General features: G+C 53.2%; 12 protein-coding genes. 7 read left to right on the forward strand and 5 right to left on the reverse strand.

All coding sequences use genetic code 11. The annotated features are described in order from the left end of the window. Positions 1-744 (forward strand): potassium channel protein (locus CX651_RS06710; protein ID WP_198552045.1); only part of this gene is annotated, 744 nt, incomplete at its 5' end. Between the two features lie 156 nt (positions 745-900). Then, entirely contained in the window at positions 901-1839 is a 939-nt protein-coding gene (locus CX651_RS06715; RefSeq protein WP_101054971.1) for a hypothetical protein, read from the forward strand. A gap of 7 nt (positions 1840-1846) precedes the next feature. Here the strand turns inward: CX651_RS06715 and CX651_RS06720 are convergent, their stop codons facing one another. The 4 genes from CX651_RS06720 to xseB form a co-directional block, all read right to left on the reverse strand. Continuing rightward, positions 1847-2971 (reverse strand): patatin-like phospholipase family protein, encoded by a 1125-nt coding sequence (locus CX651_RS06720; RefSeq protein ID WP_101055090.1) that lies wholly within the window; start codon positions 2969-2971, stop codon positions 1847-1849. A 161-nt stretch (positions 2972-3132) separates the two neighbouring features. Beyond that, positions 3133-4998, reverse strand: coding sequence for a 1-deoxy-D-xylulose-5-phosphate synthase (dxs, locus tag CX651_RS06725; RefSeq protein ID WP_101054973.1), 1866 nt, complete (start codon positions 4996-4998; stop codon positions 3133-3135). 21 nt (positions 4999-5019) lie between these two features. Then, positions 5020-5901, reverse strand: coding sequence for a (2E,6E)-farnesyl diphosphate synthase (ispA, locus tag CX651_RS06730; protein ID WP_101054975.1), 882 nt, complete (start codon positions 5899-5901; stop codon positions 5020-5022). Beyond that, on the reverse strand, positions 5902-6141 hold the full coding sequence (gene xseB, locus CX651_RS06735) for an exodeoxyribonuclease VII small subunit (RefSeq protein WP_101054977.1): 240 nt from the start codon (positions 6139-6141) through the stop codon (positions 5902-5904). A gap of 395 nt (positions 6142-6536) precedes the next feature. On the opposite strand from xseB, the gene pomA reads away from it, so the two are divergent. The 3 genes from pomA to thiI all read left to right on the forward strand — a co-directional run bounded on the left by pomA (position 6537) and on the right by thiI (position 9860). After that, complete coding sequence (pomA, locus tag CX651_RS06740; RefSeq protein ID WP_101054979.1) at positions 6537-7304, forward strand: flagellar motor protein PomA; 768 nt, start codon at positions 6537-6539, stop codon at positions 7302-7304. A 4-nt stretch (positions 7305-7308) separates the two neighbouring features. Continuing rightward, positions 7309-8244 (forward strand): flagellar motor protein MotB, encoded by a 936-nt coding sequence (locus tag CX651_RS06745; protein ID WP_101054981.1) that lies wholly within the window; start codon positions 7309-7311, stop codon positions 8242-8244. A 161-nt stretch (positions 8245-8405) separates the two neighbouring features. Beyond that, on the forward strand, positions 8406-9860 hold the full coding sequence (gene thiI, locus CX651_RS06750) for a tRNA uracil 4-sulfurtransferase ThiI (protein ID WP_101054983.1): 1455 nt from the start codon (positions 8406-8408) through the stop codon (positions 9858-9860). A 67-nt stretch (positions 9861-9927) separates the two neighbouring features. Here the strand turns inward: thiI and CX651_RS06755 are convergent, their stop codons facing one another. After that, complete coding sequence (locus tag CX651_RS06755) at positions 9928-10206, reverse strand: hypothetical protein (protein WP_101054985.1); 279 nt, start codon at positions 10204-10206, stop codon at positions 9928-9930. Between the two features lie 184 nt (positions 10207-10390). Here CX651_RS06755 and CX651_RS06760 point away from each other — a divergent pair, with 184 nt between their 5' ends. Together CX651_RS06760 and CX651_RS06765 are read left to right on the forward strand one after the other, a co-directional pair. After that, a complete protein-coding gene (locus CX651_RS06760; RefSeq protein WP_025012011.1) occupies positions 10391-11302 on the forward strand; it encodes a transcriptional regulator GcvA in 912 nt (303 codons plus the stop codon). Between the two features lie 76 nt (positions 11303-11378). Beyond that, positions 11379-12014 (forward strand): imm11 family protein, encoded by a 636-nt coding sequence (locus CX651_RS06765; RefSeq protein WP_071476302.1) that lies wholly within the window; start codon positions 11379-11381, stop codon positions 12012-12014. Positions 12015-12016: the final 2 nt, after the last annotated feature.

Raw genomic sequence — 12016 nt, forward strand, 5'->3', positions numbered from 1 at the left:
CCCCAGCAAGATCTGGTTTTGCTGCTGGGTTATGGCCGGGTTGGGCAGACCATAGGGAGGTTTCTCAAGGCCGAAGCTATCCCTTTTATTGCCCTCGACCGGGATCCCTCCCGGGTTGCCGAGGCGCGCCGGGCCGGAGAGCCTGTGTATTTCGGCGATGCTTGTAAACGCAGTTTGCTCAAACAAGCCAACGTGCGCCACGCCAAGAGTATAGTGCTGACCTTTTGCGAGCAGCCGCAGTTGGAAGAGGCCTTGGTGCTGTGTCGGCAACTGGCGCCCGAAGCGCGGATCATGGTGCGAACCCGGGATGACAGCGAGCTTGAGCAACTGGAGCAGGCCGGTGCCAGTCAGGTTATTCCAGAAACTCTGGAAGGCAGCTTGATGCTGGTATCTCAGGTGTTGTATCAGTCAGGGGTCCCTTTGTCGCGGATCCTCAAACGGCTGGAGTCGGAGCGGCGCAATCACTATCAGTATCTGCACGGTTTCTTTTCCGGTGAGGAAGCCGACTTCTCTCTCGAATTACTACATGCAGTGGCTCTGCCAAGAGGCGCCAATGCCGTGGGAAAATTCAGTGCCGAGATCCCCTGGCAACAGCTCAGAGTGGAACTGAGAGCCGTGCGCCGCGGCGGCAGGGAATACGAGCCACCGGATGAAGATTGGCAGTTTCGCGCCGGTGATACCTTGCTTATTCGCGGCAAGCCCAGAAGGGTGGAGAAAGCCGAAGTTATTTTGCTTCAAGGCTGATTACCCGGCCGCTGGCGTTGGTTTTATTTGCACTTTAAATGGGGTACTCTGCGACCTTTGTGGAGCTGAATGCCGGGAAGGACAGCTTGGCTGCATGTTGCAGCGACTTTTCCTGAATAAGCGCAAACCCGAGTGACTTACAAGGAGTTGGCAACCGTGACCCATGACAGTAATCATGGCCTCGATATCTCGTTCGAGGAACTGTTTGAGATTTTGACTTCTACCCAGCAGCTGCTGTTTTGCCGTGATGGCGATGTGCCGCTGATCCTGCCGGTGAATATCGATGGCAATGAACAGGCCAGTCATTGTTATGCCTACCTTCCCATGATGGATGAGCCTGAGGCGAGTCGGGTGCTTGCAGAGAATCTTAAACAACCGGATGATTACTATCTCAAACCCATTCATTGGCAACGGCTTATTCTGACCGCTCATATCAATGAAGTGCTGTTGCTGGATCTGGCGGGCAAACTCGTGCTGCCGCTGGAAGATCAGCAAGCCTACCTGAGCTATATGGCGGCGCGCCTCAATGGTGAAGACTGCGTGCTGCGGGTCAACAATGTGGAAATCAGCCCTTGGCTCACCGGAGAGGCCGACGCCTGGGAACTGGTGGAAGCACTGTTTGCCCGTCACGCCTCACTCAAGGGGATCTGGCTGGCCGACTGTCTGTGGCAACACGCCGAAGGCAAACCCGGTAAGCTAATCATTCTCGATGCCGAGCTGGCCAGCTACGAGATGTCGACCGCCTTGCAGGATCAGGCCAAGGCGCTGGGTTATACACTTGTCCAACTGAGAGATTTGACCCTGGATTATCAGTTGGATGCGCTGACCATACTGCCGCCGCTGGTGAGCCGAAGTGATGCGGGGGAAGTGCGTCTCTATGTCGGCGACCCGAACCAGCCCTTTATTCCGTTTCAGCGCCACCAGATAGTGCAAACCATAGTCGACAACCAAGAGAGCGGTTCCCATGGTTTACAGCAGGGGGCTGAGAATATAACCGTGACCGCCAATGAGCGGCAGCAAGGTTCTACACCAACCTTTGCTGTGACTCTGGTCTCAGTGTTGCTGGTGGTGGCCTTACTTATCTTTTTCGCCTGATCCATGCTCAACTGATATCGAAAAAAGCTTTCAATTCATCAATCTGACACATGGCGTCCTGATAACCCAAATCTATCAGGGCGCCTGTGTAGGCGTTCTCAAACAGCAGATAAGACACAATACTGGTGTCCGACTGACTGTCTATACCAATCAAAGCCAGCAGCCGGCGAATGGCGAAGGGCATCTCTTGATAGTAACGCTTGGCCAGCTCACTGAGATCTTCACTGGGTTTAATCACCAAGGTATCAATCGGCCTCAAATCCAACTGTTGGCGGCTCGATTCCGGCACCAGCGCCAGAGTGCTGTTGATGCGTCTGAGCCGCTCCAGATCTGAGTTCAGGGTATCGGAAAATATGGTATCCAGCAGATGACCGGCAATGGTGGCCGTCTTGGGATGATAATCCAACTCAACGGGGGTGTTCTTATGCGGGCTGTCTAAGTTGATCACCATGATCCGCTTGGCGCCCAGATGTATTGGGCTGGACAGCGGCGCCAGTTGATGCACTGAACCATCACCATAGTAGGACTGAGATAGCTTAATCGATGGGAACACCAAAGGAATGGCGGAGCTGGCCATCAGGTGCTCTGTGTGTAGCCTGGTGCGCTCGCCGCTGCGTCTGGCTCTTTGCCAGTTCTCCAGTTCCTTATTCGCCTGGAAGAAGGTCACGGAGCGGGAGCTGTTGTAACAGGAGGTATCAATGCTCAGTGCCATCAGGGAGCCACCGCGGATGTTGCGATCGATTCGCTCGAAGTTAATCAGCTCATTGAGCAGTTGCCGCAAGGGTTCATTGTCCAGCAAACTGCCGGCATCGGTATTGACCAGATCCCCCTGCATGCCACGAAGGGCCATCTTGGCCAGGTGTGCCAGCACGCCGGTATTGGAGGCGCGGTAGACTCTCTCTGTGTGGATATTACGCCAGATCCACTCCAGCTTTCTCAGCCCCAGATGAAAACAGGATGCATGGGTGGCGATAGCGGTGCCATTGATGGCTCCGGCCGAAGTGCCGCAAACAATCTTGAATGGAATGGCGTGATTGCGGGGATAAAACTGCACCAGTGCCTTGAGCACCCCAACCTGATAGGCCGCCCTGGCACCACCGCCCCCCAACACCAAAGCCCTGCTTTCCGGCACAGTGCCTCCTTTGCTAAAGCCCAAAACCATAAGAGAATGCCAAGGTATTATTTTGCAGACACTGCTTGGCTATCTCAGTTTAACTCTAGTTGGCTTTACTGTGGTCGGAGAAGCAAAAACCGCCCTGAGGCGGTTTTTTATAATGATAGCGGATGCTTATCTTATGCGAACCGGTTTTGGATCTGCTCGAGAATGCCACTGGCATCCAGCTTGAGCTCAGTCAGTATCTCTTCCGGTGAGCCGTGCTTGATAAATTCATCCGGCAGGCCAATTTGCAGCACAGGCTTACAGATCCCCTGGCTGGCCAGATACTCGAGCACGCCACTGCCGGCGCCGCCTATGATGGCGTTCTCTTCCACAGTTACCAGCAAGTCATGATTGGCGGCCAGTTCCTTGATCAAATCTTCATCCAAGGGTTTAACAAAGCGCATATCGGCGACTGTGGCATCCAGGCTTTCGGCGGCTTCCAGGCTGGCAGCCAGGGTAGTGCCGAAGTTGAGAATGGCAATCTGTTTGCCTTGACGTCTGACAAGGCCTTTACCTATCGCCATGGCCGTCATCTCTTCAACCTGCTCGGCGCCGGTTGCATTGCCGCGAGGGTAGCGCACTGCGCTTGGGCCCTTGTCGTAGCAGTAGCCGGTGTAAAGCATCTGCCGACACTCGTTTTCATCGGATGGCGCCATTATCACCATGTTGGGTACGCAGCGCAGATAGCTGAGATCGAAGGCACCCTGATGGGTTGGGCCATCGGCGCCCACAATGCCGCCACGGTCAATGGCAAACAGCACAGGCAGGCGCTGCAGTGCCACATCGTGGATCAACTGATCATAGCCGCGCTGCAGGAAGGTGGAGTAAATGGCCACTACCGGCTTATAGCCTTCACAGGCAAAGCCTGCGCCTAAGGTCACAGCATGTTGCTCGGCGATGGCGGCATCGAAGTATTGCTCGGGGAATTTCTGGGAGAACTCCACCATGCCGGAGCCTTCACGCATGGCCGGGGTGATCCCCAGTACCTTGTCATCCTTGGCGGCGATGTCGCACAACCATTTGCCGAACACCTGGGAAAAACTGGGTTTCCCGGGTTTGGTGACCGGTTTGCAAAATTGTGAAGGGTCAAACTTGGGCACCGCATGCCAGCCGATGGGATCTTTCTCTGCAGGCTCATAACCTTTGCCTTTCTTGGTCATGATATGCAGTACCTGCGGCCCCTTGAGGCTGCGCATGTTACGCAGGGTTTCCACCAGCGCATCCACATCGTGGCCATCGATAGGGCCTATGTAGTTGAATCCCAGCTCTTCAAAAAGGGTTCCCGGAACCACCATGCCTTTAAGGTGTTCCTCGGTGCGGCGCGCCATCTCTTTGATGACGGGCATGCCCTTGAGTACCTTCTTGCCGCCCTCACGTATTGTGGTGTAGAAGCGACCGGACATCAGTTGTGCCAGGTGGTTGTTGAGGGCGCCAACGTTTTCCGAGATAGACATCTCGTTGTCGTTGAGCACCATCAGCATGTCTTTGTGCAGATCGCCGGCGTGATTCATGGCTTCAAATACCATGCCGCCCGTCATGGCGCCATCGCCTATCACGGCCACCACTTTACGGCCGGCTTGCTCTTTATCGGCGGCGACGGCCATTGCCAGCGCGGCGGAAATTGAGGTGCCTGAGTGGCCGACACTGAAGGTGTCGTATTCACTCTCTTCCCGCCAAGGGAAAGGATGCAGACCGCCTTTTTGGCGTATGGTAGGCATGCGATCGCGACGACCGGTAAGGATCTTGTGCGGATAGGCTTGATGACCCACATCCCAGACCAGGCGGTCGAAAGGGGTGTTGTAGACATAATGCAGCGCCACGGTCAGTTCGACCGTACCTAAGCCAGAGGCAAAGTGACCGCTCGACATGCCCACAGATTTTAATAAAAACTCCCTGAGCTCGTCGGCCAGCTGAGGGAGCAGGCTTTGTGGAAGTTGACGTAACTCTTCCGGGGTATTGGCCTGTGCCAGCACAGGAAACTGAGTGATATCCAGACTCATAACGAGATACTTTGTCTCTTTTTATACTCTTCGCTCAACGATATAGCGGGCGAATTCGGCAATTAACTGGCTATTGTATGGCAATTTTGCCAGCGCTGATAGTGCATCTTCCAGCAGTTTTTGAGCTGTGGTCTTGGCGCCCTCCAGCCCCAAGAGTTTCGGGTAGGTACTCTTGTTGGCATCGAGATCCGACCCTTGGGGTTTGCCAAGCTCTTCTGTGCTGCCGGTAATATCGAGAATGTCATCCTGTACCTGGAACGCCAGGCCCACGGCATCGGCGTATTCCAGCAGTGCCAGTTCTTCTTTGGCGTCAATATCGGCGGCAATTACCGCAAACTCGACGGCGCAGCGGATAAGGGCCCCTGTCTTCAATCTGTGCAGGGCGGTGAGCTGCGCAAGGGAGATCTCTTTGTCTGTGGCATTGAGATCCTGCGCCTGGCCGCCACACATACCGCGGTAGCCGGAGGCTTTTGCCAGCGCCTGTACCAGACGCAGGTGTTGGCGGTCGCTGAGGCCTTCAATGTCGCTGCTGATAAGTTCAAAGGCCAAGGTTTGCAAGGCATCACCGGCCAGAATGGCGGTGGCTTCGTCAAAGGCGATATGCACGGTTGGCTGACCGCGGCGCAGGGCATCGTCGTCCATGGCCGGCAGATCGTCATGGATCAGCGAATAAGCATGGATACACTCTATGGCGGCGGCGCAATCATCGAGACGTTCAAGGGGAACGCCGAGCATCTCGCCTACAGAGTAGACCAGAAACGGCCGAATACGCTTTCCACCCAGCAGGGCTCCATGGCGCATGGCGGCCTTGAGTCTGGGCTCGGTATCATCCAGGGTGTCCAGTATGGTGCCAATCCTTTGATTGACTCTCTGTTGGTATTGGCTAATAGCTTGGGTTAACACTCACTCACCCTCGACTGTAAATGGGCTCAATGGCGCCTGGGGATCCTGGGCCAGCAGTATGGCTACTTTCTGCTGTGCTTGTTCCAGCTTGGCCTGGCTGCTGCGTACCAAGCCTATGCCACGTTCGAACTGTTTTAGCGCGTCGTCCAGCGATACTTCACCGCGTTCCAGTTCGGCGACTATGCGTTCCAGTTCGTTGAGAGATTCTTCAAAACTCAGATTTTCGGGTTTTTTGGCCACAATCGGTTTCCTTGATGCACCTTGGTTGCCGGCCCATTCCTGCGACCTGATTGGCACGGTGCAAAGGTAAAAGGAGAGAGGGAGGGCTGCAGGTGTCTTGGCGTTATGTTCAGCGTGACACAAGGTATATCAGGGCGCGATAAGGGTCAAATTGAAGCGTCCGTTATTTGCTCAATAGCACGCTTTGTCGCGGATTTTTTTTGGAGAAAATTAAAATCTTCCTAAACTTGCTTAAGCCCTGTCCGATAACTCAAAATAGAAACTATTGAAAATTATCATATTCATCTCCTGTGAAAAGCCAAGATCCTATATCACCCTTTGGGGCGGATCGGCTTGTATGGGATAGAGATCCCGGCCACACTGTGTCGGGTCTGCTTTAGAGGTGAGGAGCCACTGTGGATTTAGCAACCCTGATAGGACTGGTCGGTGCTTTTGCTTTTATTATCATGGCAATGGTCAGCAGTGGCGGCATTGCCATCTTTATCGATGTACCCTCTGTATTGATTGTGCTTGTCGGCTCGCTGTTTGTGGTGATGATGAAATTTAACCTCAAGCAGTTTTTAGGCGCCGTCAAGATTGCCGCCAAGGCGTTTATGTTCAAACTGGACAAACCCGAAGAGTTGATTGAACAGTCGGTTACCATGGCAGACGCCGCCCGAAAAGGGGGCTTCCTGGCGCTGGAAGAGGCGCAAATTTCCAACAGTTTTATGCAAAAAGCGATTGATATGCTGGTGGACGGCCACGACGGCGATGTGGTGCGTGAAGCACTGGAGAAAGACATTCAGCTGACCGAAGATCGCCATAAGGCGGGGATCAGTATTTTCAAAGCACTGGGTGATGTGGCGCCGGCTATGGGGATGATAGGTACTTTGATTGGTCTGGTGGCCATGTTGTCCAACATGGATGACCCAAAATCCATCGGTCCGGCAATGGCGGTGGCCTTGTTGACTACCTTGTACGGCGCCATTATTGCCAACATGGTGGCGATCCCGATTGCCGATAAGCTGGCGCTGCGGATGAACGAAGAGATGCTCAACCGCAACCTGATTATGGACGCTGTACTGGCGATTCAGGATGGCCAGAACCCCAGGGTGATTGAGGGCTTCCTCAAAAATTACCTGTCTGAGAAGCAGCGTAAAATAGATACAACGGACGGAGAGTAACACTATGGCCAAGCCCAAGTGTGATTGTCCGCCACCCGGCGCACCCATGTGGCTGGCAACCTTTGCCGACCTGATGTCGCTGCTGATGTGTTTCTTCGTGTTGCTGCTGGCCTTCTCCGAAATGGACGTAATGAAGTTCAAACAGATAGCCGGCTCGATGAAATACGCCTTCGGGGTGCAGAACAAGGTGGAAGTGAAAGATATTCCCAAAGGCACCTCTGTGATTGCGCTGGAGTTTCGCCCCGGACGCCCGGATCCCACCCCGATTGAAATAATCAACCAGCAAACCAACGAGATGACCCAGCAGATCCTTGAGTATCAGGAAGGGGATGACGACAGTGCTGGTGGTGTGCAGCAGCAAAGGGGCGAACAACGTGGCGGCGAGGCTTCGGCCACGGCGCAGGAGCAGGCCGAAGACAAGAAGACCCAGGAACAGCAGGCGGCTCAGGATCAGATTAACGAGCAGGTCAAGAAGATGGCCGAGGCGCTCAACAAAGAGATAGTGGACGGCGCGATTGAAATCGAGTCTCTTGGGCAGCAGATTATCATCCGTATCCGGGAGAAGGGCGCCTTTGCCTCAGGTTCGGGGTTCCTGCAACCCAGATTCAAGCCTGTGGTGCAGGCGGTTGGTGAGCTACTCAAAGATGTACCCGGGATCATCACAGTCTCCGGCCACACGGATGACATGCAGATAAGCAATGAGCTGTACAGCTCCAACTGGGATCTGTCCAGCCAGCGGGCGGTGGCGGTGGCCCACGAATTGGTCAAGGTGTCCGGCTTTGATGCCAGCAGAATGAAAGTGGTGGGCATGGCTTCCACTGCGCCTTTGGTGGCCAACGATTCGCCGGAGAATCGCGCCCGTAACCGTAGGGTGGAAATCTCCATTGAGCAGGGCAAGGCCAAAGAGTCTGACGAGATTGAGGTCGATCCCAATCTTTGATGGCGCAGTATCATCAGAATCAGAGCAGCCTGAAAACGGCTGCTTTTTTTATGCTTCTGCAATCCGGGCACGGCTTTGGAGTGGCAAATCTCTGTGCCAGTTAGCGGGTCTTTGTTATAATCCCACGATTGCTGTTTGAAATTTTTTTCCTCGGGATCCCCATGAAGTTTATCGTAAAGCTGTATCCAGAAATCATGATGAAGAGCAAACCGGTAAGAATGCGTTTTACCAAGATGCTCGAGTCCAATATCCGCAATGTACTCAAAAAAGTGGATGAAGACGCTGCCGTTACCCGCCAGTGGGATCGGATTATGGTGCAGGTTCCCAAAGACAAACCCCAGCTAAAACAAGTTTTTGCCGAGCGTCTGGCTTGTATTCCGGGAATTTCTACCATCAGCCAGGTCAATGAATATAGCTTTGAAACCGTTGATGATATTTACCAGCATGCTCTCAAGGTGTATGCCGACGAGCTGGCGGGTAAGACCTTCTGTGTCCGCGCCAAGCGCAGCGGCAAGCACGACTTCAGTTCGCAGGATGTGGAGCGTTACGTAGGTGGTGGCCTGAACCAGTTTACCGAAGCGGCCGGTGTGCGCCTCAAAGATCCGGATATGACCATTCATCTGGAGATCAACAACGACAAACTCTACCTGGTGGAGAGAAAGATCCCCGGGCTTGGTGGATTTCCGATCGCGACCCAGGAAGATGTGCTGTCCCTGATCTCCGGCGGTTTTGACTCAGGGGTGTCCAGTTTCCAATTTATCAAGAAGGGTTCCCGTACCCACTACTGCTTCTTCAACCTGGGCGGTGCCCAGCACGAAATCGGGGTCAAGCAGGTGGCGCACCATTTGTGGAAGACCTATGGCGAGTCGCATAAAGTGAAGTTTGTGACCGTTCCCTTTGAGCCCGTGGTGGCCGAAATCCTCGAGCGCATAGACAATGGCTTGATGGGCGTCATACTCAAGCGGATGATGATGCGTGCCGCCGCCAGAGTGGCAGAACGTATGGGGGTTCAAGCACTGGTCACAGGTGAGAGCCTGGGGCAGGTATCCAGCCAAACCTTGACCAACCTCAATGTGATTGACCGCTGTGTCGATACCCTGATCCTCAGACCTTTGATCACCATGGACAAGCAGGACATCATCAACGAGAGCCGCAAGATAGGTACGGAAGACTTTGCCAAGTCCATGCCTGAATACTGCGGCGTGATTTCACAAAAACCCACGGTCAAGGCGGTATTGTCCAAGGTTGAAGCCGAGGAAACCAAGTTTTCCGAAGATCTGCTGGACCGGATCATCGCCGATGCCGTGGTTATGGATATTCGGGAGATAGCAACCGACATGGATACCAAAGTAACGGAAACCGAAACCGTCGCCAGTGTCGGTCAGGGGGAAGTGGTGCTGGATATCAGGGCGCCGGAAGAGGAAGAGAGCAAGCCGCTGCAACTGGAAGGAGCAGAGATAGTTCATATTCCTTTCTTTAAACTGGCCAGCGCCTTTGCCGAGCTTGATAGCAGCAAGACCTATCTGCTCTATTGCGACCGCGGCGTGATGAGTAAATTGCAGGCGCTCTACCTTCAGGAGCAAGGGCACGGTAACGTCAAGGTTTACCGCCCTTGATAAACAAAAAGCCGCCTCTCTCGAAGCGGCTTTTTTGCTGCTGACGCTCAGCTAAATCCAATGGGGCTCAGTTAAGCTGAACCTTTGAGGGACTGGCTGCAGCGTCTTCGGCCAACAGCAGTGTCGGTTCGTCCAGCGCTTGGGTTCTGAGCTCTTCGCCGCTGGCGGCAATATCACGGCTCAGCTCCTGCTCAAGCATTTTGAAGTCTATCTGCACCGCAGGGACTTCGACAGTGACTCTGGGCAGAGGGCGAGCTTGGGTTGGCGCAGAAAGGTTTTCCGCGGCCACGGCGATACTGCTCATGCCAAGCAGCAGGAGCACAAAAGCGGATTTAAAGTTCAACATGGATGCCTCCGGGTAAGAACGGGCACTGAGTGCCAGTGTCAGACCTTCCCTTCGACTGCTCAGAGATTGTCTGAATATTCAACTTTTCGGCGTGAAATTTAATCAAAAGCGCTGGCTTTAACAAACGATAAAATGTAACAATCTGGATTAGAAAAACTAATTAAAAAATGAGAAGTGGATCACTATGTCAAAACGACTCCCGCCGCTGAATGCGGTCAAGGCATTCGAGGCAGCAGCAAGGCATTTGAGCTTTACCCGCGCCGCCGAAGAACTGTTCGTTACCCAGGCCGCAGTGAGTCATCAGATCAAGGCGCTGGAAGACTTTCTGGGATTAAAATTATTTCGCCGAAAGAACCGCTCGTTGCTACTGACCGAAGAGGGGCAAAGCTACTTCCTCGATATCAAAGATATTTTTACCCAACTGTCGGATGCCACCGACAGACTGTTGGCCCGCAGCGCCGTGGGTTCCTTGACCGTCAGCATGTCGCCCAGCTTTGCCATTCAGTGGCTGGTGCCGCGTCTGGCGAAATTCAGTGAGAAGAATCCCGATATCGATGTGCGGATCAAAGCGGTGGATGCCGAGTTCAGTGCTCTGTCCGATGATGTGGATGTGGCAATTTACTATGGTCAGGGTAACTGGCCCGGGCTCAGGGCCGACAAACTGCGCAACGAAGTGCTGATCCCTGTGTGTTCGCCAATGCTGCTCAACGGCCCCAAACCTCTGGAAAAGCCTGCCGATCTCAAGTATCACACCCTGCTGCATGATATGAGCCGTCATGACTGGCAGGCCTGGTTCCGCCAATGTGGCGTAACAGATGTCAATGTCAATCAGGGGCCAATTTTCAGCCACTCATCTCTGGTACTGCAGGCCGCGGCCCATGGCCAGGGGGTAGCTCTGGGCTACAGCGTGCTCGCCCGCCCCGACATCAAGGCCGGGCGTTTGGTCTGTCCGTTCCAGGAGGTTCTGGTCAGCAAAGATGCCTATTATCTGGTGTGCCAGCAAAAGCATGCCGAGTTAGGTAAAATCGTCGCGTTCCGCGAATGGATGCTGGATATGTTTGCCGAGGAGTCACGTAGTGAATTGTTGCCGGGATAAGTCGGTAACACGTTTCTCTGCATATACAGGAAGGCACTACAAAGAAGTGAAAGCTTGCAGTTTATAGGGAACTTTGATGGAACTGGCTTACATAAACGAAAACACGGAAGAGAGTGATGCCATGTTTAGTTGCTCTGATAACAGAGGGCACCTGTACGAAGACATGGACTACATTCCAGTGAGCGCATTGAGTGCGGTTATTTGGGAGGATGAAGACAGTTATTCAGAAGCTGTTTTCGATATCACAAATTCAGGGGATTTAAGCGTTACCAAACCTATAGCAGACGTTTTTATGAGCTTTGACCCATATGGCGTCGCTTTTTTGCCCAATAAATTACAGTGCATGGATGGTCTGTCGACTCAGCAGCGATATATTATCGCGATAAATAACGAGTTGGATGTATTGGATGAAGAAAAGTCAAATATTGAATCTTTTGTTGAACATTACGATCCCAAAGAACATGGTTATGATGTGCCTCTTGAAGAGAGAGAGTCGTTTCATTCCGTTCTAGTTCAAAAATTATATCTGGACCGGGAAAAACTCGAAACCTACCCTATGAACCGCAGGCATATTTTTAGGGTTAAAGGCACCAACAGCTTTTTCTTTTCTTCAGAAATATATGATGAATTGTATATTATCGCTCGACAGGGGTTAGCTTGTGGACTGACCGCTTTTAAGTTTGATGTCGATGATGAAGCACCAAGGAGATAATA

Origin of the sequence: Shewanella chilikensis (assembly GCF_002836945.1) — a bacterium.
GTDB lineage: Bacteria > Pseudomonadota > Gammaproteobacteria > Enterobacterales > Shewanellaceae > Shewanella > Shewanella chilikensis.

Excerpts from the sequence above, each read along its gene's own strand:
- thiI (WP_101054983.1), top strand. The coding sequence starts at position 8,406 with ATGAAGTTTATCGTAAAGCTGTATCCAGAAATCATGATGAAGAGCAAA.
- dxs (WP_101054973.1), bottom strand. The coding sequence starts at position 4,998 with ATGAGTCTGGATATCACTCAGTTTCCTGTGCTGGCACAGGCCAATACC.
- CX651_RS06765 (WP_071476302.1), top strand. The coding sequence starts at position 11,379 with ATGGAACTGGCTTACATAAACGAAAACACGGAAGAGAGTGATGCCATG.
- CX651_RS06745 (WP_101054981.1), top strand. The coding sequence starts at position 7,309 with ATGGCCAAGCCCAAGTGTGATTGTCCGCCACCCGGCGCACCCATGTGG.
- CX651_RS06760 (WP_025012011.1), top strand. The coding sequence starts at position 10,391 with ATGTCAAAACGACTCCCGCCGCTGAATGCGGTCAAGGCATTCGAGGCA.
- CX651_RS06755 (WP_101054985.1), bottom strand. The coding sequence starts at position 10,206 with ATGTTGAACTTTAAATCCGCTTTTGTGCTCCTGCTGCTTGGCATGAGC.